The sequence below is a fragment of the Microbacterium sp. NPDC089189 genome (genome assembly GCF_040685095.1).
In the GTDB taxonomy this organism is placed as follows: Bacteria; Actinomycetota; Actinomycetes; order Actinomycetales; family Microbacteriaceae; genus Microbacterium.
In genome coordinates, this window is record NZ_JBFBHG010000004.1 from 149271 (window position 1) to 173498 (window position 24228).

Annotated in this window: 24 protein-coding genes; 9 read left to right on the forward strand and 15 right to left on the reverse strand. The window is 71.3% G+C overall.

Going from position 1 to position 24228, the window contains the following annotated elements:
• The first annotated feature begins 135 nt into the window (after positions 1–135).
• From AB0N73_RS03825 to AB0N73_RS03835, 3 genes are all read left to right on the forward strand, one after another.
• A complete protein-coding gene (locus AB0N73_RS03825; protein WP_363560535.1) occupies positions 136–1614 on the forward strand; it encodes a polysaccharide biosynthesis tyrosine autokinase in 1479 nt (492 codons plus the stop codon).
• 232 nt (positions 1615–1846) lie between these two features.
• Positions 1847–2413: a PadR family transcriptional regulator gene (locus AB0N73_RS03830; protein WP_363560537.1), complete on the forward strand. Its 567-nt coding sequence runs from the start codon at positions 1847–1849 to the stop codon at positions 2411–2413.
• A gap of 50 nt (positions 2414–2463) precedes the next feature.
• Positions 2464–4212 (forward strand): AarF/UbiB family protein, encoded by a 1749-nt coding sequence (locus AB0N73_RS03835; protein WP_363560597.1) that lies wholly within the window; start codon positions 2464–2466, stop codon positions 4210–4212.
• Between the two features lie 116 nt (positions 4213–4328).
• Here AB0N73_RS03835 and AB0N73_RS03840 read toward each other — a convergent pair whose 3' ends face one another.
• Entirely contained in the window at positions 4329–4841 is a 513-nt protein-coding gene (locus AB0N73_RS03840; protein WP_363560539.1) for a MarR family transcriptional regulator, read from the reverse strand.
• A 119-nt stretch (positions 4842–4960) separates the two neighbouring features.
• On the opposite strand from AB0N73_RS03840, the gene AB0N73_RS03845 reads away from it, so the two are divergent.
• The 4 genes from AB0N73_RS03845 (at position 4961) to AB0N73_RS03860 (ending at position 7031) form a co-directional block, all read left to right on the forward strand.
• Positions 4961–5311, forward strand: coding sequence for a hypothetical protein (locus AB0N73_RS03845; protein ID WP_363560541.1), 351 nt, complete (start codon positions 4961–4963; stop codon positions 5309–5311).
• Complete coding sequence (locus AB0N73_RS03850; RefSeq protein WP_363560543.1) at positions 5308–5655, forward strand: hypothetical protein; 348 nt, start codon at positions 5308–5310, stop codon at positions 5653–5655. Before AB0N73_RS03845 ends, AB0N73_RS03850 begins: the two co-directional genes overlap by 4 nt.
• Positions 5656–5659: 4 nt before the next feature.
• Positions 5660–6046, forward strand: a complete 387-nt coding sequence (locus tag AB0N73_RS03855) for a sigma factor (protein WP_363560545.1) — start codon at positions 5660–5662, stop codon at positions 6044–6046.
• A 94-nt stretch (positions 6047–6140) separates the two neighbouring features.
• On the forward strand, positions 6141–7031 hold the full coding sequence (locus AB0N73_RS03860; RefSeq protein ID WP_363560547.1) for a hypothetical protein: 891 nt from the start codon (positions 6141–6143) through the stop codon (positions 7029–7031).
• Between the two features lie 21 nt (positions 7032–7052).
• Here AB0N73_RS03860 and AB0N73_RS03865 read toward each other — a convergent pair whose 3' ends face one another.
• From AB0N73_RS03865 to AB0N73_RS03890, 6 genes are all read right to left on the reverse strand, one after another.
• Positions 7053–7904: a siderophore-interacting protein gene (locus AB0N73_RS03865; protein WP_363560549.1), complete on the reverse strand. Its 852-nt coding sequence runs from the start codon at positions 7902–7904 to the stop codon at positions 7053–7055.
• Positions 7904–8776 carry an ABC transporter ATP-binding protein gene (locus tag AB0N73_RS03870; protein ID WP_363560599.1) on the reverse strand — a complete coding sequence of 291 codons (873 nt, stop codon included), beginning with the start codon at positions 8774–8776 and terminating at the stop codon, positions 7904–7906. The genes AB0N73_RS03865 and AB0N73_RS03870 overlap by 1 nt, the downstream gene beginning before the upstream one ends.
• A 31-nt stretch (positions 8777–8807) precedes the next feature.
• Entirely contained in the window at positions 8808–9863 is a 1056-nt protein-coding gene (locus tag AB0N73_RS03875; RefSeq protein WP_363560551.1) for an iron chelate uptake ABC transporter family permease subunit, read from the reverse strand.
• Positions 9860–10894 (reverse strand): iron chelate uptake ABC transporter family permease subunit, encoded by a 1035-nt coding sequence (locus AB0N73_RS03880; protein WP_363560553.1) that lies wholly within the window; start codon positions 10892–10894, stop codon positions 9860–9862. Before AB0N73_RS03880 ends, AB0N73_RS03875 begins: the two co-directional genes overlap by 4 nt.
• Positions 10891–11835 carry an iron-siderophore ABC transporter substrate-binding protein gene (locus AB0N73_RS03885; protein WP_363560555.1) on the reverse strand — a complete coding sequence of 315 codons (945 nt, stop codon included), beginning with the start codon at positions 11833–11835 and terminating at the stop codon, positions 10891–10893. Before AB0N73_RS03885 ends, AB0N73_RS03880 begins: the two co-directional genes overlap by 4 nt.
• A 178-nt stretch (positions 11836–12013) precedes the next feature.
• Positions 12014–12487 (reverse strand): MarR family transcriptional regulator, encoded by a 474-nt coding sequence (locus AB0N73_RS03890; RefSeq protein ID WP_363560557.1) that lies wholly within the window; start codon positions 12485–12487, stop codon positions 12014–12016.
• Positions 12488–12612: 125 nt separating this feature from the next.
• On the opposite strand from AB0N73_RS03890, the gene AB0N73_RS03895 reads away from it, so the two are divergent.
• Positions 12613–13512 carry a VOC family protein gene (locus AB0N73_RS03895; RefSeq protein WP_363560559.1) on the forward strand — a complete coding sequence of 300 codons (900 nt, stop codon included), beginning with the start codon at positions 12613–12615 and terminating at the stop codon, positions 13510–13512.
• A gap of 51 nt (positions 13513–13563) precedes the next feature.
• Here the strand turns inward: AB0N73_RS03895 and AB0N73_RS03900 are convergent, their stop codons facing one another.
• From AB0N73_RS03900 to AB0N73_RS03920, 5 genes are all read right to left on the reverse strand, one after another.
• Positions 13564–15201, reverse strand: a complete 1638-nt coding sequence (locus AB0N73_RS03900; protein ID WP_363560561.1) for an FAD-dependent oxidoreductase — start codon at positions 15199–15201, stop codon at positions 13564–13566.
• A gap of 72 nt (positions 15202–15273) precedes the next feature.
• Complete coding sequence (locus AB0N73_RS03905) at positions 15274–16191, reverse strand: carbohydrate ABC transporter permease (RefSeq protein WP_363560563.1); 918 nt, start codon at positions 16189–16191, stop codon at positions 15274–15276.
• Entirely contained in the window at positions 16188–17150 is a 963-nt protein-coding gene (locus AB0N73_RS03910; RefSeq protein ID WP_363560565.1) for a sugar ABC transporter permease, read from the reverse strand. The genes AB0N73_RS03905 and AB0N73_RS03910 overlap by 4 nt, the downstream gene beginning before the upstream one ends.
• 10 nt (positions 17151–17160) lie before the next feature.
• On the reverse strand, positions 17161–18504 hold the full coding sequence (locus AB0N73_RS03915; protein WP_363560567.1) for an ABC transporter substrate-binding protein: 1344 nt from the start codon (positions 18502–18504) through the stop codon (positions 17161–17163).
• Between the two features lie 104 nt (positions 18505–18608).
• Positions 18609–19781 carry a LacI family DNA-binding transcriptional regulator gene (locus tag AB0N73_RS03920; protein ID WP_363560569.1) on the reverse strand — a complete coding sequence of 391 codons (1173 nt, stop codon included), beginning with the start codon at positions 19779–19781 and terminating at the stop codon, positions 18609–18611.
• A 178-nt stretch (positions 19782–19959) separates the two neighbouring features.
• Between AB0N73_RS03920 and AB0N73_RS03925 the strand changes: the two genes are divergently transcribed.
• On the forward strand, positions 19960–22050 hold the full coding sequence (locus AB0N73_RS03925) for a right-handed parallel beta-helix repeat-containing protein (protein ID WP_363560571.1): 2091 nt from the start codon (positions 19960–19962) through the stop codon (positions 22048–22050).
• A gap of 91 nt (positions 22051–22141) precedes the next feature.
• Here AB0N73_RS03925 and AB0N73_RS03930 read toward each other — a convergent pair whose 3' ends face one another.
• The 3 genes from AB0N73_RS03930 to AB0N73_RS03940 form a co-directional block, all read right to left on the reverse strand.
• Positions 22142–22606 (reverse strand): pyridoxamine 5'-phosphate oxidase family protein, encoded by a 465-nt coding sequence (locus tag AB0N73_RS03930; protein ID WP_363560573.1) that lies wholly within the window; start codon positions 22604–22606, stop codon positions 22142–22144.
• A gap of 218 nt (positions 22607–22824) precedes the next feature.
• Entirely contained in the window at positions 22825–23811 is a 987-nt protein-coding gene (locus AB0N73_RS03935; RefSeq protein WP_363560575.1) for a Clp protease N-terminal domain-containing protein, read from the reverse strand.
• Positions 23808–24053 (reverse strand): hypothetical protein, encoded by a 246-nt coding sequence (locus AB0N73_RS03940; RefSeq protein WP_363560577.1) that lies wholly within the window; start codon positions 24051–24053, stop codon positions 23808–23810. Before AB0N73_RS03940 ends, AB0N73_RS03935 begins: the two co-directional genes overlap by 4 nt.
• Positions 24054–24228 lie beyond the last annotated feature (175 nt).

Consider the following 24228-nt stretch of genomic DNA (forward strand, 5'->3'; position numbering starts at 1 on the left):
AACACGACGGCGGCCGGGATCATCGCCGGACGGGAACGCCGCCGACGCGATCGTGACGCCGCGCACACACCGTCACCGGCGCGTAACACCCGCTGTGGCAGGATGAATCCGATACCCCCCGACCTGAGAGGCGTCATGGAGCTCAGCGATTACATCCGAGTGCTTCGGAAGAACTGGCTCATCATCGTCGTTGCGACGCTGGTCGGTTTGGGCGCGGCAGCCGCGTTCTCCCTGTCGCGCACGCCGTTGTACCAGTCCGAGAGCGCCGTGTTCGTCTCGACGCAGACCTCTGGCGCCGTCCAGGAACTGCAGCAGGGATCCGCCTTCGCGCAGCAGCGCGTGACGACGTACGTCAGCCTCGTCAACCGCCCGATCGTGCTCGAGCCCGTCATCGCGGAGCTCGGCCTCGACCTCACCGCCGCACAGTTGAGCGGCACCGTGTCGGCATCGGCACAGCTCAACACGACGGTCGTGCAGATCGCCGTTGAGAACGCCGACCCGCAGCTCGCGGCCGATATCTCCAACGCCCTCGCGGCCAGCCTCGGCTCGGCCATCGAGGAGCTCGAGACCCCCAACGCGGCCGACGTCAGCCCCGTCAAGGTCACGATCGTGCAGCAGGCGCTGCCCACCAACGTGCCGGTCAGCCCCAACGTGCCTCTGAACCTCGCCCTCGGCGCGCTCATCGGCCTGGCGGTCGGCATCGGCGTGGCGGTGCTGCGCACGGTGCTCGACACCAAGGTGCGCACGGTCCGCGATATCTCGGGCCTCACCGATCGCCCGATCCTCGGCGCCATCCCCTTCGACCCGAAGGCCCAGGAACGCCCGCTCATCCTGCACGCCGACCCGTACAACCCCCGCTCCGAGGCATTCCGGTCGCTGCGCACCAACCTGCAGTTCATCGAGATGGACGGCGGCCACACCTTCGTCGTCACCTCCTCCATCCCGAGCGAGGGCAAGTCCACCACCACGGTGAACCTGGCCATCGCCCTGGCGGATGCGGGCAAGCGCGTCGCGCTCATCGACACCGACCTGCGCAAGCCCAAGGTGTCGGAATACCTCGGCACCGAGGGCGGCGCCGGTCTCACCGACGTGCTCATCGGCCGCGCCAAGGTGGGCGACGTCATGCTGCCCTGGGGCAAGCGCCCGCTGTTCGTGCTGCCCGCGGGCAAGGTGCCGCCGAACCCCAGCGAGCTGCTCGGCTCGAAGCAGATGGGTCAGCTGCTCGAGGCCATCTCGCGCGACTTCGACGTCGTCCTGCTCGACGCTCCCCCGCTCCTGCCGGTCACCGACGCCGCCATCCTCGCCAAGCAGACCTCCGGCGCCCTCCTGGTGGTGGCCGCCGGTCGCACCACGACGGGCCAGCTCGACGGCGCGCTCACGGCGCTCGAGACCGTCGAGGCCAAGGTCGGCGGCATCATCATGACGATGGTGCCCACGCGCGGCCCGGATGCCTACGGCTACGGCTACGGGTACGGCTACGGCGGCTATGGAACCTACGGCGCACCCGAGCCCGTCAAGGCGGCGAAGCCGGCCAAGGCCCCGAAGGCGGCGAAGACCCGCGGCCCGCAGCGCACCGGCGAGCAGAACGACGGCGTCGATCAGCTCGGCCTCTGAGCCCGCGGCCGACGCCCCGCCCCGCCCCGAGACAATCCCGTCCGCAGGAGAAATGCCACCGCATCCTCCTTCCGGCGGGATTTCTCCTGTCGAGGGGATGCGGTGGCGCGCGCGTCACGCGCAGCCCGGCCGCGCGGTTGCTGGGAGGTCCCGATGAACGCGGTCCGACCCCTCGACGCGCAAGAGTGAACGATATATCGTGAAGTATCGTTCACGACCGTAGGAGGTCATCATGAGTGGTTCGTTCACCGGTGGATTCGGCTCGGGAAGCCGCGGCTTCGGCGCGGGTTTCCCCGTCGACGGCATCTTCCAGGCCATGGATCAGCTGAAGTCGTCGTTCGACCAGCGGGTCGGCACGCGGATGGGGCGCGGCGATGTGCGCGCAGCCGTCCTGGCGCTCCTCGCCGAGCAGCCCATGCACGGCTACCAGATCATCCGCGAGATCTCCGACCGCAGCGGCGGCGCGTGGAAGCCCAGCGCCGGTTCGGTCTACCCGACGCTCCAGCTCCTGACGGATGAGGGACTCATCTCCGCCGAGGAGTCCAACGGCCGGAAGACCTACTCGCTCACCGAGGACGGTCGCATCGAGGCCGACGTCGCCGGCGAGAAGCCCGCCCCGTGGGAGACCCCGGGACTCAAGAACAGCGGCCGCGTCAGCGCCCTGCCGAAGGCCGGCATGGAACTCGCGCACGCGGCGTCGCAGGTCGGCTCGATCGGTTCGCCCGAGCAGGTGCAGCAGGCCGTCGACGTGCTCGACGACGCCCGCCGCAAGCTGTACGCGATCCTCGCGCAGGACTGACGGTGCCGCAGGCCGGTCGGCGCGGGGACTCCTCGGCGCCCGACCACGCGATGCCCGCCGCCTCCGCCGCTTCCGCGGCCCGGCGCACGACCGCACCGCAGGCCCGCCCGCCGCAGGCGCGCGCCCGGTACCGGCGGATCCTCCGATTCGCCGCCCGGTACCTGGCGCAGTCGTGGTGGTACGAGCTGTTCCTCCCCCGCGTGGGGCTGGAACGGCTCGCCGCCCGCGGCAGGAGTGCACGGATGCAGCGGATCGCGCAGCGCTTCCACGTGCTGGCGATCGACCTCGGCGGCCTCATGATCAAGGTCGGGCAGTTCATGTCGTCGCGCCTCGACGTGCTCCCTCCCGAGATCACGGCCGAGCTCGAGGGGCTGCAGGACGAAGTGCCGGCGGTGCCGTTCGACCAGATCCGGGTGCTGGCCGAGGCCGAGCTCGGCGTGCCACTGGAGCGCGCGTTCGCGTACGTCGACCCCGTGCCGGTGGCGGCCGCATCCCTCGGTCAGGCGCACCGCGCCCGACTCGGCGCGCAGGACGCCGCCGACACCGGGCTCACCGAAGTCGTCCTCAAGGTGCAGCGACCCGGGATCGACACGATCGTGGATGTGGATCTGGCCGCGCTCCGCAAGGTCGCGGTGTGGCTCAGCCGGGTGCGCGCTGTGTCGGATCGCGTCGACATGCCCGCGCTTCTCGAGGAGTTCGCGCACACGAGCCTGGAGGAGATCGACTACCTCCACGAGGCCGCGAACGCCGAGAGGTTCGGCGCCGACTTCGCGGATGACGCACGGGTGTCCGTGCCGGAGATCGTCTGGGAGCGCACGACGCGACGCGTCCTCACGCTCGCCGACGTCACCGCCATCAAGCTCAACGACGTCACCGCCCTCCGGGCGGCCGGGATCGATCCGTCCGAGGTCGCGGCGACCTTCGCGTCGGTGATGTTCGACCAGGTCTTCACCCACGGCTTCTTCCACGCCGACCCGCATCCCGGCAACGTGTTCGTGACGCCCCTCCCCGCAACCGGCGAGGCGACCGGCGATGCGCCCCGCTGGCGGCTCACCTTCATCGACTTCGGGATGATGGGCGAGATCCCGACCACGCTGCGCAGCGGCCTGCGCACCGCGCTCATCGCGGCCGCCGCGCGCGACGGCCGGCGCCTCGTCGACGCGATCCGCGAGATCGGCGTGCTGCTGCCGAGCGCCGAGACCGCCGAGCTCGAGCGCGCGATGACCCAGCTCTTCGCCCGCTTCGGCGGTATGGGATTCGCGGAGCTCCGCGACGTCGACCCGCGCGAGTTCCGCGATTTCGCCGTCGAGTTCGGCGATGTCGTGCGCACGCTCCCGTTCCAGCTGCCCGAGAACTTCCTGCTCATCATCCGCGCCCTGTCGTTGACGTCGGGGGTGTGCAGCTCGCTCGATCCCGATTTCAACGTGTGGGATGCCATCGAGCCGTACTCGGCGCGGCTGCTCCGCGAGGAGAGCGGCAACGTCGTGCAGGACGCCGCCCGGCAGGCCATGTCGACGATGGGCACCGCGTGGCGGCTGCCTGGTCGCATCGACGGCGTCATCACGCGGCTCGAAGAGGGGCGCCTCACGGTCGACCTGACCCGCGTCGAGCGGCGGATGTCGCGGCTCGAACGTCTCGCGCGGCGCCTGCTGTCGGCGCTGCTCTTCGCGGCTCTGCTCATCGCGGGTGCGCTCCTGCGCGCCGAGGACGCGGTCTTCGGCGCGGTCCTGATGTGGGTCTCGCTCGCCCCGCTCCTGCACGCTCTTTTACTGGGATTCTTCCCCGGCAGACGCGAGTAGATCGAGAAGCCCGCGCTCAGCTCGAGAAACCCGCGCCCAAAGGGCGGCGCGACGCACGGCGACGACCGCTGGGATTCTCCCCGGCAGACGCGAGAACCGCGGGACGACGCGCGAGGTTACTCCGCGTCCACCGCGTCGACGGCATCCTGCACACGGGCGAGGAAGCGCAGCACGATCTCGGTGTTCTCCGGGGGCATGTCGGCGACGGCGGCGAACATCCGCTCGTGCATCTGGTGCAGAGTGGCGCGCACCTGGGCGTCGGCGTGCTCGGTGGTGTGCACGAGCAGACGGCGACGGTCGCTGGGGTGGGGCTCGCGGCGCACGTGCCCCGAGGCTTCGAGACGGTCGACGATCGCCGTCATGGATGCGGTCGACACACCCAGGTAGCGGGCGAGATCCCCCGGGGTCACGGGGCGCTCCTGCGACTGCGCGCGCAGCAGATAGCGCAGCAGGAGCAGGTCGTTCTCGGTCATCGACATGGACTCGCGGGTGCGCCGACGCATGGCGCTCTCCGCCGCGCGGTAGAGGCGCAGGGCGTCGAGGACCGCGATCGCCCGTTCACGCTTCTCGCGAGAGTCTCCGGCGTCGCCCGCGATGCGATCGGCTTCGGTTTCGGTGGGGAAGACCATGTCGCTCCTTCGTTCGTCGTCCGACCTCGAACTGTACTACAAAAAGAATAGCTAGGTGAACTAGTTACTTTTCGAGTAGATTGAGATTCAAGCGGTACGGAAACATGAAGGAGTAAGCCATGGGCAAGTTGTTCTACGGCAACGCGGCAGAGGGAATGGTGATCCCGGACGACGTGCTCGCGCACCTCAAGATCGTCACGACCACCAAGCTCCGTCGCAACGAGAGTTTCACGGTCAGCTGGCGCAGCGATGCGGACGGCACCCCGGGGCGCACGACCATCTGGATGCAGTCGGCGATCCCGCTGCGCTTCGCCTTCGACGGCGTCGAGCCCGAGACCCTCGACCCCGCGCGTCTGCGCGTGATGTCGGAGCGGGCGAGCTCGAGCGGCGGCCTCACGCTCGACATCGAGCCCGCGGCGACGGCACCCGCCTCCGCGACGCCCGTGGCGATGGCCGGAGTCGCGGCATGACGCTCTCCGCTCCCCCCAGCGTCGTCGACGCCCCCGACCGCCGCGCACGCGCCGTCTGGGCCCGCGTCGACGACGGCTTTTGGGTCGCCAACGCCGAGGGCGCGTTCCTCGGGAGCGTCGACGCGGTCGCGGCCGGCTTCGTCGCCCGCGACGCCCAGGGCACGCCCATCGGCCTCTTCACGACGCTCACCGCGGCGCAGCTGTCGCTCGACACGGTCGAGACGCCCCGCAACATCCGCCGGCGCGAGCGCCGCCTGCGGTCGATGGCCACCACGGCGACCGTGATGGGCGCGGCCGCGCTGTCGCTCGCGCTCACCGCCGGCGTCCTGGCCCCGCACCTCTGAGACGATGACCCTGCTCCCCACTCAGGCTCCTGTCGACAGTGCGGCCGCCGATGCCGACGAGACGTCACGGGCGCGCCTGATCGACGACGCCGTCGAGACCACGTTGGCGCGCCTGCTCGGCGAGGTCGCCCGCGGCGACGAGGGCGCCCTGGCCGCCGTCTACGACCTCGTCTCGCCGCGGGTCTACGCGCTCATCACGCGCGCCGTGCCCGACCAGGCCGCGCACGCCGGCATCCTCGAGCAGGCGTTCGTCGACGTCTGGCAGCGCGCATCGACCTACTCCCCCGGCGACGACGCCTGGGCGTGGTTGCGCATCATCGCTTTCCGCCGCGCGGCGCCCCACATCGCTCGCCCGGAGCCCCGTGAGATCGGGCTCTCCGACGCCGCCTGAGCCGGCGCGCCCCTGTGGAGGGCTCGGCGCATCGCGGGGCTCGGGCTAACATTGCCCTCAGCACGACACCACGATCGGAGGGGGATCCGGCGCGATGTCTTCACGAACACCCGCACAACGGCGCACCCGCCGACTGCTCTCGGTGGCCCTGGTCGTCGTGCTCATCGTCGGCGTCATCGCGCTCGTCTGGCTCGCTGTCGCCCATGTGCGCGGCAGCACGGCGCCCGCCACGACCCGGCCGGTGCCGACGTTCACGAGCGGGCCGGAGACCACCGCGCCCTCCTCCCCTCCGTCGGCCGCGCCCATCGCGACCGTCACCGTCCCCGGCGCCGCCGAGCGCTTCCTGTCGGTCGGCACGGGCGCGATGTGGCGTGCGACCGCCGGCGACTGCGGATCGGTGGAACCGCTGCTGGAGCGCTCGACCGACGGCGGCGCGACGTGGAGCGATGTGACGCCCCGCTACCTCGGCATCGGACAGATCCTGTCGGTGGATGCGTTCGCCGGCACCGAGGCGCAGGTCACCGCCCTCACGGGTTCCTCCTGCCAGGTGCAGGCGTTGCGCACGTTCACGCAGGGACGCTTCTGGGAGCCGAACGCCGACACCCTCGCCGCCGCCACCTACGTCGACCCGGCGGCCACGGGGCGCCTCGTCATCCGGGGCGAGAGCGTCGCCGCCCCCTGCGAGACACCGTGGGGCGTGCGCGCCGAGGGCGCGACGGTGGCGCTCATCTGCGACGGCACCGCGAGCCTCTGGATCGATGACGCGTGGGAACCGATCGCGACGGCCACCCAGGCGCTCGCGGTCGCCGCGGACGGCGCCACGACCGCCACCACGTCGTCCGATTGCGCGGGACTCGTCGTGACGGCGGCGGGCGGCCTGCCTGCCTGCGCCGCGGATGCAGCGGCCACCGGTCCCGCCGCGCTGGCGCTGACCGACGACGGCGCGCTGGTCTGGTCCGGCGACACGCTCACCCTCACGCCCTGATCGCGCCGCCGCGGGCACTGCTCAACCGACGAGCGGTCCGCCCAGGCGCCAGTAGCCGAGGAACGAGACTCGCTCCTTGGGCACCCCGAGCTCGCCGGTCAGGTGGCGGCGGATGCGGGTGACGGCACCGGACTCGCCGGCCAGCCAGGCGTAGAAGGACTCGTCCGGCGCCGCCGGGAGCGCGCTCCCCCACTCCTCCACCGCGCGCTCGAGCGCGACACCGGCGACGTCGCCGCGGGGCACGCACCGCACGGTGATGCCGTCGGGAGCATGCGCGGTCACGATGTCGTCGGCCGGATCGCCGGCCTCGATCAGCACGGTGCCGGTCGCCCCTGCCGGCAGCGCCACGAGGATGTTGGCCAGCGCGGGGAACGCCGTCTCGTCGCCGACGAGCAGGAACCGGCGGGCATCACCCGGGTGCCAGTGCAGCCCGTAGCCGGTCCATCCCTGGCGCGCGTCGGGGCCGGTGACGATGAGCTCGTCGCCGACCTGCGCCGCGGCCGCCCAGGTCGATGCAGGGCCGGGTGGCTCGTGCAGCACCACGTCCACGTCGATCTCTGCCTGCTCCGCCCGGATCGCCGACGGCGTGTAGGTGCGCAGCACCGCTCGCTCGGCCTCGGGCAGTTGCTTCCACCGCGCGTACCAGAGCGAGGGGTGCGGGGTCGGCTCGTCCCGCAGACCGACGTCGCCCGCGGGGCGACCGTCGGGCGTCGGCAGCACGAGCTTGATGCGCTGGTCGAGACCCCACGCCGCGAAGTGGACGAGGGCGGGGCCCACCAGGGTGAGCCGCAGGAACCCGGGGCTCAGCCGGCGGAGGGCTCCCACCCGGACGGTGAACGCGCTGTACTCCCACGGTCGCGCGGCGTCGCCCATTACGGTGTGCTCTTCGCCGGGCCGAGCGCCGCGGACCCCTGCGAATCCGGGCGCGCAGCCGGATCGAGGGCTGCGGGTGCCGGGTGCGCGCCGAGCGGCACCACCAGCGGGCCGCCGGTGACCGGGTCGGGGATGACCACGTTCGCCAGGCCGAAGACCTCGGCCACGCGCTCACTGGTCACCACGTCGGCCGGGGCGCCCTCGGCGACGATCCGCCCGTCGCGCATCGCGATGATGTGGCTCGCGTAGCGTGCGGCGTGGTTGAGGTCGTGCAGCACGGCCACGACTGTGCGGCCCTCGCGGTGGAGACGCGCGAAGAGCTCCATCAGTTCCACCTGATGCGCCACATCCAGGTACGTCGTGGGTTCGTCGAGCAGCAGGATGTCGGTCTCTTGCGCCAGCACCATCGCGACCCAGACGCGCTGGCGCTGCCCGCCCGACAGTTCGTCGACCAGGCGCGCCGACAGGTCGCGCGTGCCGGTGGCCTCGAGCGCGTCGACCACCGCGCGCTCGTCGGCCTCGGACCACTGCCGGATGAGGCGCTGGTGCGGGTAGCGGCCGCGGGCCACGAGGTCGGCCACGGTGATTCCGTCGGGCGCGAGCGCCGACTGCGGCAGCAGCCCGAGACGCCGCGCCACCTCCTTGGCGGGGTACGAGGAGATGGCGCGTCCGTCGAGCAGGACGCTGCCGCGGGTGGGGCCGAGCAGCCGCGACAGGCCGCGCAGCAGCGTGGACTTGCCGCACGCGTTGGGGCCGATGATGATCGTGAACGAGCCGTCCGGGATCCGGACGCTCAGGTCGCTCACGATGTCGGTGCGGTCGTAGCCGAGCGTGATGTCCTCGGCGACGAGGCGGGCCGCGTCGGCCGGCATCCGGGGGTCGGGGTTCTCAGACACAGGCTTGTCAGACACGGCGGCGGATCTCCTGGATGATCGTGACGACGAGGTAGATGCCGCCCACCGAGACGGTGACGACGCCGGCGGGCAGGGCGACCGGCAGCAGATGCTGGGCGATCATGTCGGCGCCGAGCAGCAGCAGCGCGCCGACGAGGGCGGACAGCGGCAGGGACAGCGTGGGGGTGCGCGCGATGCGGCGGGCGATCTGCGGCGCGGCGAGAGCGATGAAGGCCACCGGTCCGATGACGGCGGTCGCGAGCGACACGAGCAGCACCGCGACCAGCAGCGCGGTGGAGCGCACGAGGGCGGGGCGCGCACCGGTGGCGGCCGCCACGTCGTCTCCCAGGTCGAGTTGACGCAGTCGGGGCGCCAGCACCACGAGGACCGCGAGCAACGGGAGGGCGATGAGCAGCGCACCGCCGAGCGGTGCGCCGGTGACGCCGTTGAGGGTTCCCGCGCCCCACGCCGACGCGAACATCGCCGTCTCGAGCTCGACCTGCAGCAGCATCCACGTGTTGAGCGAGGCGAGCATCGCCGAGATGCCGATGCCGATCACGATGAGCCGGAACCCTTGCACGCCGTCGCGCCGCGACAGCGCCCAGATGACGGCGGCGGTGGCGATGCCCCCGAGGACCGCGCCCATCGTGAGCTGCGGCCAGCCGCCCGAGAAGACGGTGAGGGCGAGGAGCATGCCGGTGAAGGCGCCGTTCGAGAGCCCCAGGATGTCCGGGCTCGCGAGCGGGTTGCGCGTCACGGTCTGGAACAGCGCGCCCGCGATCGCGAGCAGCGCGCCCAGGGTGATCGCGGCGAGGGTGCGCGGCAGGCGCCATTCCAGGACGACGGTGCGATCGAGCGCCGCGCCCTCGCCGCCGAGGACGCGCACGACGGCCTCCGGGCTGAGCGCGTACGACCCCATCCCCAGCGAGAGCACGGCGAGCGCGAGCGTGACGGCCGCGAGCACCGCGCCCACCGCGAGGCTCCGCGCCCGCAGCGGCACCGCTACCGGACCCACGCGCAGCAGCATCCGCCGGTAGCCGACATCCAGCGGGGACGGGGCGGTCACGACAGCCCGCTCACGCGTCGGCGGCGGGCGAGCGCCACGAGGACGGGGGCGCCGACGAAGGCGGTGACGATGCCCACCGGCATCTCGGCGGGGGCGATGATGACGCGGCCCAGCACGTCCGAGACCAGGATGACGACGGGCGCCATCACGATCGACACCGCGATGATGGCGCGCTGGTCGACGCCGAACACCCACCGCGCGACGTGCGGCACCATGAGGCCCACGAAGGCGATGGGGCCGGCGAGCGCGGTCGCCGCTCCCGCCAGAAGCGTCACCGCCACGACGACGCCGATGCGGATGACGCGCACGGGCGCACCCTGCGCGCGGGCGACGTCGTCGCCGAGGGCGAGCGCGTTGAGCCCGGGCGCCAGGGCGAGCGCGATCACGAGCCCGGCCAGGATGAACGGCATGATCGGCAGCAGCACGTCGAGGCCGCGGCCCAACAGCGACCCGGCGTTCCAGCTGCGCATGGCGTCGAACGCATCGGGGTTGCTCAGCGTCATCCCGGTGGTGAGCCCCGAGAAGACGGCGCCCAGCGCGACGCCGACCAGCGTGAGACGGATGGGGTCGGCGGCACCCCGCCCCGATGACCCGATGAGGTAGACCGCCGCGGTGACGACGAGCGCACCCAGGAAGGCGAGCCACACGAACGACGACGCATCGCGCAGACCGAGGAAGGCGACCCCCAGCGCGACCGCGAAGGCGGCGCCGGCGTTGACGCCGAGGATGCCGGGGTCGGCGAGCGGGTTGCGGGTGAACGCCTGGATCAGCGCGCCCGCGACGCCGAGCGCCGCCCCTGCGGCGATCCCGGCCAGGGTGCGGGGCACCCGCAGCTCCATGACGATGTAGCGCGCCTCGGCGTCACCGCCGCCCGACAGCGCGTCGAGCACGGTGCCGAGGGAGAGCGGGTTCGCCCCGATGGCCAGCGACAGCGCCACCGCGACGACCAGCGCCGCGGTGATCGCCGCCACGCCGAGAACGGTGCGACGGGCACCGGCCCGCCGCACCGTTCTGCGTGCGAGGGTCGTCACCGGTTGTCGGTGAGGAACTGCTCGATGTCGTCGAGCACCTTCTGCGCGCCCAGCGGGCCGACGCCCGACACCCAGTAGCTGGTGTCGACCAGGGTCACCGACGGGAACTCGCCGCTGTTCTGCGTGATGGCGGCGGGGATGCTCGTCTCGTCGGCCACATCCGTCGCGGTGACGAACACGTGGTCGGCGCGCGCGTCGAGGATGTTCTCGGGCGAGATGTCGGCCTGCAGGCCGTCGGCCCAGTCCTGCTCGGGGATCGTGAAACCGACGCATTCGAGCAGGCTGCCCGCGAACGAGGTGGGGCCGTAGAGGCTGAGGGTCGTCTCGTCGCGGGGGCGCACGAGCTGGGCGGTCTGCCCGTCGACGGCGAACTCGTCGGCGATCTCCGCGCAGCGGTCGTCGACGTCGGCGAGGAGTCCCTGCACCTCGTCCTCGCGCCCGAGGGCCTCGCCGATCAGCAGCGCGTTGTCGCGCCACGGGTCGGCCTGGGTCGCGATGAACACGGTGGGGGCGATGGAGTCGAGCTGGTCGTAGAGCGCGGAGTGGCGCGCCTCGGTGCCGAGGATCAGGTCGGGGGCGAGCGCCGCGATGGCCTCGAGATCGGGCTCGGGCACCGTGCCGACCGGCGTGACGTCGGCGGCGTCGAGGTACGCGGGCACACCGCTCACGTTGCTCGCGACGGCGGCGCCCACGGGGGTGATCCCCAGGGCGACGGCGGTGTCGAGCTCGAGCGGCTCGAGCACGACGACCCGCTGCGGGTCGCTCGGCACCTCGGTGACACCGCGCGCGTGGGTGATCTCGTGGGTGCCGGCGTCGGCCGATGCCGCGGGGGTCTCACCGGTGGCCGCGGCGCCTCCCGAACAGGCGGTCAGGGCGACGGCGGCGAGGATCGCGGCCACCGCCGCGGGGATCGAACGACGGGAGGACAGGCGAGAGCGCATACGACAGCGGCCTTTCTGACGAACGGGGAGATGTCCGTGACGAACGGGAGGGGGGACCACGGGGATGCGCGAGGGTCCTGTCGGAACGACACGGCCTCCGGCGCATGTAAGGCAAGCCTATGCTAATGAATCGGTCGGATTCCACTCGGCGTTCCCGCCGGCCCCCGCCGCCCGGGGCTCACGCCGGGTCCGCGGCAGGCCGGATCCGTGCCGTGATCGTGGCCGAGATCTCCGCGAGCGCGTCCAGCTGCGCGGGGCTCAGCGCGTCGACGACGAGGGCCCGCACGGTCGCGATGTGCTCGGGGATCGCATGGATGAGGGTGCGTCGCCCCTCCCCGGTGAGGCGCACGAGCGTCACGCGGCGATCCACGTCCGACCGGACGCGCGCGATGAGCCCGCGCTTCTCGAGCCGGGCGCACACGTGCGAGAGTCGGGGCAGGGTCGCCACGGTGGTCGTGGCGAGCTCCGTCATCGGCAGGGTGGCGTCGGGCGAGAACCGGAGCGCCGTGAGCACGCTGAACTCGAAGTGCGTGATGCCCGCATCCCGCTGCAGCTCGGTGTCGAGGGCGGCGGGCAGCAGCTGGAGGACGCCGACGAGTCCGCGCCAGGCGCGGGACTCCCGCTCATCCATCCGCGGCACCGGGAATTCCATGGCACCATCGTAGCGTTACTTGTAGCAACAACCTTCTTGACTCGTGGATGGATCGACACCATGGACACCTCCTCCGGAACCCCCGCGCCCGCTCGCCGCACGCCCGCTTCTCGCGGAGCCGCCGCGTGAACGCCGGCACGCCGGGCTGGCTGGCGACCCCGGCGCCCACGGCGGGAGCCGCTCCCGACGCGACCCGGATGGACACCGTCGAGTTGCTCGTGCACGACCTCGACGCGATGAGTGCGTTCTACCGCGACGCGGTGACCCTCGACATCCTCGACGAGTCCGGCGCCACGACGACGCTCGGCCGCGCAGGCCTGCCCATCATGGTGCTGCGTCAGCAGAAGGACCTCCCCGGTCGCGACCGGAACGGCGCGGGGCTCTATCACACGGCCATCGTGTTCGAGGATGAGCGGCGTCTCGCCACCACGCTCGCGTCGATGGCGCAGCGCGCCGGCGCGCTCTACGAGGGCAGCGCCGATCACCTCGTGAGCGAGGCGTTCTACTTCCACGACCCCGAGGGCAACGGCCTCGAGCTGTACCGCGATCGGCCGCGCGCCGAGTGGACGCACAATCCCGACGGCTCGGTGAGGATGGGCACGCTCCCCCTCGACCCCAACGCGTTCCTCGGGCGGTGGTTCGACCCCGACGCGGCCGATGCGGGCCCGTCTGCCGCGATCGGGCACGTGCACCTGCAGGTGGGCGACATCCCCACCGCGCGACGCTTCTTCGTCGACGCGCTCGGGTTCGATGTGACGTTCGAGATGGACTCGGCACTGTTCCTGTCGGCGGGCGGGTACCACCACCACATCGGCGCGAACACCTGGCAGAGCGCGGGCGCGGGGCCGCGCGCAGCCTCACTGGGACTCGGCGACGTGCGCCTGGCGCTGCCGACCCGCGACGACGTGGAGTCGCTGGCCGATCGCCTGCGCTTCCACGGCATCGCGGGCGCCGACGACGGCCGCGCCCTGCGGTTCAGCGACCCCTGGGGCACGCGCCTGGTCGCGAGCCCCGACGCCGACTGATCCCCTGCGGCGCGACGGGGATCCGCCGGAGCCCGGCGAGCAGGCCGGGCCTCAGCGGGCGGTGACCACCGCGGCGCTGCGCGAGCCTCCGGTGCGGATCTCGTCATCCCACGCGAGCGCAATGCCCAGGCGGCCGCTCAGCAGTCGCTGGTAGTCGGCACGGAGCACCGGGTCGGCGTGCACGTCCTCGGGGCGCCGCCCGCTCGTGGCGCAGAACACGGCGAGCGCGCCCGCGGCCTCCCCGATCGACCACTCCACGGGGTGCAGCCGGTACGCGCCGTTCGTGATGTGGGTGCTGCCGATGTTCTTGTTCGCCGCCAGCAGGTTCACCGTGTCCTGCGGGATGAGGGCGCCCAGGGGGATCTGGAACGGGAAGCAGTCGATGTCGACGTAGGTGCGTCCCGCCGTCGAGGGATGCAGGTCGATCCGGTAGAAGCCGATGCCCACGCTGTCGCCGAAGACGGCGGACCCCGCCCCCTCCCCGCGCATCTCGCGCCCGATGTGCTGCTCGGTCACGGTGAACAGGGCGCGGATGCGCCGCGACTCCCGCACGTAGACGGCCTTCGCGAGCCCGTCGACCGTTCCCATCACGTCGCCGCGGGGGGCGAGCTCGGGGTAGCCGGCTCCCCCATCCGCGCGCGGCGCCTCGGTCTGGATCCAGTGGATGAACGAGAGCGTGAGCTCGCGCGACTCGCGCAGGGCGAGCTGCTGCTCATCCGGCGTCACGCCCACGAGCGGGGCGTCCCAGTAGTCGATCTGCGGCCAGTTCATGAGCGTCACGTCGTGACCGGCCCAGTCGTCGGTCATCATGCGGCGGGCGAGGATGCGGCGGTAGTGCCACAGGTCCAGGTCGTCGCTGTCGATCGCCTCCTCCGGGGTCCCCTCGAAGAGCGGGCGCTCGCGGCGCTCGAGGGTGATCGGATGCACGTCGGTCCACGACAGCTGCGGGCCGGGCCAGAACGAGGGGACGCTCGTGCGCCACCGGTCGTAGCTCGCGGGCCGGTCGATCACGTGCGACTCGCCGGGGCGCAGTTCGAGCGCCGCGCACCAGGTGACCGCCTGCTGATCGCGCGGGTCGGCGACGGCGGGCGCGTGCAGCTCGCCCGTCTCGCCCGCGCTCTCGGCGCCCACCACGTGCGCGACGCCGCCGAGGTCGAGCAGGTCGCCGAGCTCGGTCGCGTCGGCGAAGACGTCGGCGTGCACGACCACCTCGTCACCGGTGCGCAGATCGCGCAGGTGCACCGCCACGATCCGCTCGCCGTCACGGTCGACGGACACCGGCTCGTGCTCTGTCAGCACCGTCAGCAGCCCCGACGCTTCGAGGGGCGAGGTCATCTCCCGCACCGCCAGATGCGCGACCCGCGGCTCGGCGCACAGCCGCGACACGAATCCCGCGCCGGGGTTGAGGGCGACGGTGGTGCGGGCGCGCTCGGTGAGCGGGTACTCGCGGCGGTAATGGTCGCGGATGCGTTCGCGCAGTTCGCTGTAGCTGGGCGAGATGCTCTGCCGGTCGATCCATTCGTGCTCGTCAGGCGGCACGCCCTGGCTCGTGAGCTGCCCGCCGAGCCAGTCGGTGGGTTCGGTCAGCACGACGCGGAGGCCGAGTCGTGCGGCGGTCACGGCAGCGGCGGTGCCGCCGAGTCCCCCGCCGATGACGGCGAAGGGCACCTGGATGTGGCGAGTGGGCATGACGGATCGCTTTCTGGTCGAACGAGGGAGTGGAGAACAGAGGGGATCGAAGGCGGAGCGGGACGGTTCCGGTCAGCCCTTGACGCTGCCGTCCGAGAGTCCGGAGATGAAGCTGCGCTGGTTGAAGAGGAACACGATGAGCACGGGCACGGTGGCGATGACGGTGCCGGCCATGAGCGGGCCGTACTGCACGTTGCCGCTGCCGAGGAAGCGGGCGAGCGCCAGTTGCACCGTCTGCACCTCCTGCGACGACGTGACCACGAGCGGCCAGAGGAAGTCGTCCCATACGCCGGTGAACGAGAAGATCGCGACGACGGCGATAAGCGGTTTGGCCAGCGGCAGGTAGACGCTGAAGAAGATCCGCAGCTCGCCCGCCCCATCCATCCGCGCCGCCTCGCCGAGCTCCAGCGGAGCCGAGGTGAAGAACTGGCGGGCGAGGAAGATGTTCATCGGCATCACGATGTAGGGCAGGATGACGCCCGCCAAGGTGTCGAGCAGGCCGCTGCCGCCCTGCCCCAGGATGTCGTTGCCACCCACGAGCGGGATGCCGCGCGCCATGAGGAACAGCGGGATGAGGGTGACCGAGATCGGGATGGCCGCGGTCGAGACGAGCGTGTAGAACAGCGCCTTGTTGCCGGGGAACGGGAGCATCGCGAACGCGTAGCCCGCGAGCACCGCGAACAGGCAGTTCGTGGCGACCGTGACGAGCCCGACGATGCCGGAGTTCAGCAGCGCCCGCGCCAGGTCGGCGTCGAAGAACGCCGTGGCGTAGTTCTCGAGCGTCGGGTTGGCCGGGAACAGCGAGACCGAGCCGAAGGCCTCGGAGGGCGGGGTGAACGAGAGCGAGATCACCCAGGCGAACGGCACGAGCACGAGCACCGTGACGATGGTCAGGGTGATGATCGATCCCGCGCGCCGTTCGCGCGGGCCCTGCCCGCGTCGCATCCGCTGCAGTGCGCTCGCGCGGCGGGTGGAGGCGGCGGCGGTCATCGCTGCTTCCCCATCACGCCGCGGACCGCGAGGACCGAGAAGCCGATGATGAGGGCGAAGAGCACGAAGGCCATGGCCGATGCCGATCCCATCTGGTTGTACTGGAACGCCTCGGTGTAGATGAGGTAGTTGACCGTGGTGGTGCTGCCGAGCGGACCGCCCTGGGTGAGCACGTAGATCTCGGCGAAGCCCTGCGCGAGGTAGATGATGTCCATCGCGACGACGTAGACGAGCATCGGCCGGAGCCCCGGCAGGGTCACGTAGCGGAACGACGCCCAGCGCCCGGCGCCGTCGACGCGGGCCGCTTCGTACAGCTCCCGCGGGATCGACTGGAGCCCCGCGAGCAGGAGCACCATGTTGCTGCCGAGCGCCTTCCAGATGCGCATCGCCGAGACCGCGTTGAGCGACGAGTCGGCGTCGAGCAGCCAGCTCTGCGCGGGCGCTCCGAAGAATCCGAGGATCTCGTTGAACAGGCCGGTCTGCGAGTACATCCACAGCCACACCATGCTCACCGCGGTGAGCGAGACGATGTGCGGCACGTACAGGGCGGAACGGAAGAGACCGACGCCCTTGAACGGGCGGTTGACCAGCAGCGCCAGGAGCAGTGCGATCACGACGGTGAGCGGCAGCACCTGCAGCACGTAGCGTCCGGTCACCAGCAGCGCGTTGCCGAACTCGGCGTCGCCGAGCAGTTCGGCGTAGTTGTCGATGCCGGTGAACTCCGGCCCCGACCGGCTCAACGGGCTGTAGGTCGTGAACGAGAGGATGAGCCCGTAGAAGACCGGGATCAGCTGGAAGATGACGATGTACAGCGCCGCGGGAAGCACGAAGAGCAGCCCGAAGATCGCGGGGCGACTCCAGCGACGGCGCCGACGCGGGCCGGAGGACGACCCCGGGGGCGGGGTCGCCCCGGCAGACGCTGCGGAGGCGCCTGCCGGGACGAGAGCGGCGGAGGACATGGGGCGGGCCTCAGCCGTTCGCCGCGAGGATCTTGTCGGCTTCGGCGGCGGCCTCGTCGAGGCTCTCGTCGACGCCGGCGACACCGTTGAGCGCGCGTTCCAGCTGCTTGTCGAGCGCGTCGCGCACCTGCACCCATCCGACGACGTTGGGGTTCGCGCGCAGGTTCTCGGACTCCGCGAGGAACGCCGAGATGATCGGGCTGTTCTTGGCGTACTCGCTGTCGGCGGCCGAGGCGCGCACGGGGATGGTGCCGGTGCCCTGCGTGTACTCGGTGCTGATGTCGGGCGTCAGCATGAACTCGATGAAGCTCCACGCCAGGTCGGGGTCGGCCGCGTCGGCGTTGATCATGAGGCCGGGACCGGCACCGCCGAAGGCCGCGGGGTCGTTGCCCGCGAACGAGAGCGCCGGCATGACGCGGAGGTCGCGGTCGGGGGCCGCATCCACGATCTGCTGCATCATCGAGGGCGCCTGGATCGTCATCGCGGCCGAGCCGAGCACGAGCGGCTGCTGCGCGGCGGGGGCGTTCAGGTAGTCCTCGCCGAGGTTGGCGGAGACCGCATCCTCGCCGTAGAGGCTGGCGAAGAAGTCGAGCGCTTCCTCCCCCTCGCTCGAGGCGAACGTCGACTCGGTGCCGGCGTCGTTGACGAGCGAGCCGCCCGCGCCGAAGAGGAAGGTCGCGAACGACTGCTGCCGGGCGATCGCCTGGCTGGGCGCGAGGAAGCCGGAGCGCGTGATGGTGCCGGAGCCGTCCTTCTCGGTGAGGGTGTCGGCGGCCTTCTTGAGGTCCTCCCAGGTGGTGGGCGGCGCGTCGGGGTCGAGCCCGGCCGCGGCGAACGCGTCGGCGTCGTACATCACGAGGTACCCCTGCAGCGACAGCGGCATGAGGTACTGCACCCCGTCGACCTGTCCGCCGGTGAGCGCGGTGGCGAGGTCGGCCTGGTCTTCCTCGCTCATCGCGGCGACGCGGTCGTCGAGATCCAGGATGCGGTCGTTCACCACGAAGTCGGCGGTCGCGGCGGGTCCGTGGCCGAAGATGTCGGGGGCGGTTCCGGCGGCGAAGGCCGAGTTGAGCTTGGTCGAGATGTCGCCCCAGTCGACGTAGGTGACCTCGACGGTGGCGCCGGTCTGCTCCTCGAACTCGGGGACGATGGTGTTGGTCACCAGGTCGATCTCGGTCTGGTTGGTGCCGGGCAGCCACACGGTGAGGGTGTCGCTGCCCTCGTCGCCGCCCGAGCCGCCGCCACCCGCGCAGCCGCTGACGACCAGCGCCGTCGCGGCGCCGATCAGCAGCAGGGCCGAGCCGCGGCGGCGGCGTGCGGTGCGCCCGTGTCGAGCGAGGGAGTGAACGTCCATGTTGTCTCCTTATTCGTATTAGCTAGAGGTATGAGCGAAGCGATGAGCGTGATGATAAGTGGATGCGGTGCGGGAGGGGTTCGGGGAGCGCGCGGCGGTCGGCGTCAGGCGGAGGAGGCGAGCGCGGCGGGTGCCGGAGCGCCGACGGTGTCGGTCGCGGGCGGCTCGCAGTGCACCGGCTCGGTGAGCGTGGGCGCGTCCGCGCCGTCGATGACCGCGAGCAGCAGCTCGACGGCCCGACGCCCCATGGCCCGCCGCGGCACGCGCACGTGGCTGAAGGCGCCGCCGCCGCTCGGGTCGGCGTCCAGGCTGATCACCGACAGGTCGCGCGGGGCGACCAGGCCGGCGTCGGCGAGCGCTGCGGCCAGCGCTCGCGCCAGGTCGAACGTCTCGACGACGATCGCCGTCGATCCGCCCCGGCGCACGTCGTTTACCCATTCCGCGGTCACCGCCGACTCAGGACGCACCTCGACGCGGTGGGAGAGGATCTGATCGACATCCGCGGTCACGGCCGACTCGGGACGCACCTCCACGCGGTGGGAGAGGATCTGATCGACATCCGCGGTCACCGCCGACTCGGGACGCACCTCCACGCGGTGGGAGAGGATCTGGCCGGCGCTCGCGATCGCCGCTTCGAATCCCTCGAGGCGCTCCTGCTGCGCGAGGGCGCGGAGCGGTGCGGCCAGGTAGGTGACGTTGCGGTGCCCGGCGTCGACCAGCGTCTGCACGACCGGGCCCATCGCGGCCGCGTAGTCGGCCGTGACGAACGGGATGTCGAGGCCGGCGACCTCGCGGCGACCGATGAAGACGAAGGGGAACCCCTCATCCGAGAGCCGACGGATCTCGTCGTCGTTCTTCTCGAACCCGAGGATGATCGCGCCGTCGGCCAGCCGCATGCGGTTGCTGCCCGAGCCGTAGATGCTGCGGGTGCCGTCGGGCTTCTGCGTGGAGGCGAACAGCACCAGGTCGAGGCCGCTGTTGACGGCCTGCTCCTCGATGCCGTTGAGGAACTCGCGGTAGTAGTCGTCGGGCGCGGTCGGGAAGACCCGCTCGAAGGTGTGCACCCCGATCAGGCCGCTACGGCCGCCGCGCAGCGACTGGGCCGCGATGTTCGGCACGTAGCCGAGTTCGGCCATCGCTTCGCGGATGCGCTGCTGCGTCGACTCGGGGATGCGGTTGTCGGCCGCCCGGTCGTTGAGCACCATCGACACCGTCGCCTGCGACACACCGGCGAGGCGGGCGATGTCACTCTGGCGGGGAATGCGGGGGCGGGTCACGGTCGTCTCCTTCGACGGGGCTGAGCCGAGCATAGGCGCTGATACGTATAAGTCGCAAGAACGAGTTTCGGTCCCTTGTTCCGCCGCCTCGCCACGACAAATCTTCACCCCGCGCTTGTAGTTATACGAATTAGCGGTTACGAACGGACGCAGCACCCATCGGTTCAAGGAGGAACTCATGAGAACGAAGAGGTTCATCGGAGCCGCGACCGCGGCGCTCGCGCTGGTCATCGGACTGAGCGTGGCCGTCCCCGCCTCCCCCGCGGCGGCCGCCGGAACGACCTACTACGTCGACGCGGCCGCCGGCGCCGACACGAACGCCGGGACGAGCGAGAGCGCGCCGTGGAAGTCGCTGTCGATGGCGAACGCCCTGGTCCACACCCCGGGCACCCGGATCCTGCTGAAGGCCGGCAGCACCTTCACCGGGCAGTACCTCGATCTGCGCGGGTCGGGCACGGCGGCGGAGCCGATCGTCGTCGGACGCTACGGCACGGGCGCCAAGCCGAAGATCGACTTCGGCAACACCGCCGTGGGCGGTGAGGGGTTCGGCGTGCGCGTGACGAACGGATCGCACTGGACGATCTCCGACCTCGAGATCACGAGCGGTCAGCACACCACGTCGATGCGGCGCAACGGCATCCTGATCCTCGGCGCGGGCGCCGGAGGCGGAGCGTTCCAGGGCATCCGGATCCTCAACAACGACATCCACGACATCTTCGGGCGCGACCGCCGCACCGGAGGCATCAACATCCACGCGCGCCGGGCCAGCGCGGCCGACCCCGAGAGCACCTGGGACGGCGTGCTCATCCAGGGCAACACGGTCGACAACGTCGCCGACACCGGCATCCAGACGATGACGGATGCCCTGCTCGACGGGTCCACCTGGACCCGCACGCACGACGCGTTCAGCAACGTGGTCATCCGCCGCAACACCGTCACGCGCATCCACCGCGACGGCATCCTCGTGCGCGCCGGTGTCGACCCGCTCATCGAGTACAACACCACCGACCGCATCGGGAAGTACACCGACGCCAACACGGCGGTGGTCACCTATCTGCCCGCGGTCAGCGTGGTCGCCGCCCAGTGGGCGTACTACACCTCGGGTGCGGTGTTCCAGTACAACGAGGCCTCGCGCACGCGTCGCATCGACGGCGACGGCCAGCCGTGGGACTTCGACGTCGAGGTGTCGAACAGCGTCTACCAGTACAACTACAGCCACGACAACGAGGGCGGAACGCTCCTCATGATGGACGACACGTCGAACAACGTGTTCCGTTACAACATCTCGCAGAACGACCTCGATCGTTCCGGCGCCGCGTTCAGCATCCCGTTCGGCGGGGGCAGCCTGGCGGTCTACAACAACGTGTTCTACCGCTCCGCCGGCCAGACGGGGCTGCTCACCACCTCGAACTCCGCCGGGGTGGCGACCTACACGAACAACGTCTTCGTCAACGCCGCGTCCGGCACGTACGCGATCGGCGGCGGCGCGGTGTACGCCAACAACACGTTCTTCGGCGCCAACTCGTCGGCGGCGCCCCACACCGGCAAGCTCACGAGCGATCCGCTCCTCGCCGCCCCGGGCGGGGCCACCTCCATCGCCGACGCGGCCGCGGCCTACGCGCTCGGCGCGGGATCGCCCTCGCGCGACGCGGGAGCGAGCATCGCATCGAACGGCGGGCTGGACTTCGCGGGCCGCCCGCTCTTCGCAGGCGCGGCGCCCGATCGCGGCGCGATCGAGGGCGCGGCCGGCGGCATCCTCTCGGGCGAGACGTTCGAGACGGGAGGATTCGGCGGATGGGCGCCGGTCACCGGGGCGTGGACGGTCGGCGGCGTGCCCGGGGCGCTGCGCCAGGGTGCCGTGTCGGGCGAGGCGATCGCGTCGGCGGGATCGACCGCCTGGACCGACTACTCGGTCAGCGCGCGGATGGCCGTCACCACCGCGAACGGCAACGCCGGCCTGCTGGCGCGCTACACCGACAGCGCGAACTTCCTGATGCTGCGCCTGAACCTCGCCACGTCGAAGCTCGAGCTGTACACGCGGGTCGCCGGCACGCTCACGCTCGTCGCGTCGCAGTCGGTGTCGGTGGCGCCCGGCGAGATCGTCTCGGTGCGCATCGACGTGCGCGGCACCGCGGTCGACGGCTGGGTCGACGGCCAGAAGCTGCTGAGCTGGACGAACCCGTCGCCGACGACGCTCGCCGCCGGCAAGGTGGGCGTGCGCACCGCCGCGTCGGGCGCGGTGATCGACGAGGTGGTCGTTCGGGGGTGAACCGCCGCGACCCATCCGGATGCGGGTCGCCCACGCGAACGGAACGCCGGTGCCCACACGGGCACCGGCGTTCCGGGTGAGCGCAGACGGCTCAGAGATCGACGGTGGCGTTGTCGCCCTCGACGCGGCGCCCGGTGAGGGCGGCGATGGCCTGGACGATCTTGCCGCTCGTGTTGTGCCAGTACTCGGCGCCCTCGGCGGTGAACTTCAGCAGCGCGGCGTTGGGGTCGCTCGGACCCGACTCGAACCAGGCGTCGACGGCGGGGCTCCACAGCTCTTCGAGCTTGGCCCGGTCTTCGACGATCTCGGCCGTGCCGGTGAGCGAGACCCAGGCGCTGTCGCTGCTGAACGAGACGTTGACCTCTTTGTGGCTGCGGAGGTTCTCGACGCTGGACGAGCGCGCGGCGATGATGAACCAGAGGTCGCCGTCGAACTCGCGCTCCTGCACCGTGAGGGGGTGAGCGACGTGCTTGCCGTCGGCGGTCATCGTCGTGAGCATCGCGAATCGGAACTTCTTGAGCAGACGGATGAGTTCTTCGCGGGTGTCGTCGGTCATGACATCGCCTTTCGTCAGGGGGAGGCGGTCTCGTCGGGTCGACGAGCCGCGCGTCGTGCCGAAAGTCTCGACGAGCCACCTGCGGATACGCCCCCCATTGCGCCCCTCGCCGAGGGAGGCTACGCCGACGGCATCGAGGATGACGCCCGCCGCGTCCGCGGCCGCGCGATCACGCGCCTCCGGACCACACGCCGACGCGGCGTATCCCCCGGATGCGGCTAGCGGAACGCTCTGCTGATCGCCCCGCCCGTCTGGAACAGCCGGAGCCACACCACGAACTTCTGCAGCGGACGCAGCGGGATGCCGACGGCACGCCGCCACCCGGCGGGCCGGGTCCAGGAGATGCTGACGGTCACCTGCGTGCCGCCGGTCGTCTCGACGAGGGCGAACTCGGTCAGGATGGGGCGGCTCCGCGGCGCATCGGGGTAGGCGAACGTCCACGCCGCGCGGTGAGGACGCTCCGCGACCTCGAGCTCGATCAGACGCCGACGAAACCTCGGGGCGATCTTCACCGGCTTCCCATCGGGCCGAGCGTCGGGGGCCCGACCCTCCCAGAGCGTTCCGGGGCGCGCATCCCGGCCCGCATCCTCGATCGAGCCCACGCTCACCTCCCACTCCGGTACGCGCGCGGGGTCGGTGAGGAACTCCCAGACCTGCTCGACCGGCGCGGGCACGAACGTCTCCTGCACTCCGAAGGCGCGCCCCCTCACTGATGGCCGCGCCGGCACGGTGATCTCGTCGCTGTCCGCGCGATCGAGGAGTTCCTGCACGTCGTGCGGTGTCGTGCCGAGTCGCTGCAGGATGTCGGCGATCAGCCCGCTCGGCTCCGCCACGAGGTCGCGAAGGACAGGCGACGCGCTCCCCTCGCGGGACCCGCCGCCCGACCGGCCGAGCAGGTCGGCCGCGCGCGGGGTGAATCCGTACCCGTCCGTCTCGTGGAACACGATCCGGCCGGGGTGCGGCAGCTCCGCCCGAACGCCCAGCGACGCGAGCTGGGCGTCGTGCTGCTCCCGGATCGCGCGACGCGCATCGTCGATCCCGATCCCCAGATCCCGCAGCACCCGCCCCGCGATCTGGTCGGAGAGGACGAGCGCGAGGAACACGTGCTCGACGTCGGCTTCGCGAAGTCCCTGACGGGACGCCTCCTCCAATGCTGTCGACGACAGAACCTGGCTGGTCTGCGCCGCACGGACGAATCTGCTCATGAGTTCCTCCTGAGGTTCGGGATGGTCGGGTCGACCCGCTTGGCGTGCTTCTTGTGCGCTGCCTGCCGGCTCACTCCGAGCGCCGCTGCGATCTCCTGCCACGACATCCCCGCCCGCAAGGCCGCCTCGACCTGTCGCAGCTCCAGCGTGTCGGCGAGCACACGCAAGGACGCGACCGCGCGAAGCCCCGCCCTCGGGTCCGTGATGTCCGCGGCGACCGCCGCGATCTGTGTCGACTTCATGCCGTCAACCTACGTTGCACTTGATGGACTTGTCAACCTACGTTGCGCCCCGGCCACCCGGTCAACCCACGTCGCACTTCGTGGATCTTTCAACCCACGTTGCGCCCCGCCCGCCCGGTCAACCCACGTTGCCCGTCGAAACGCCCGTCAGCCTGGGCTGCTCATGTCCGCCCAC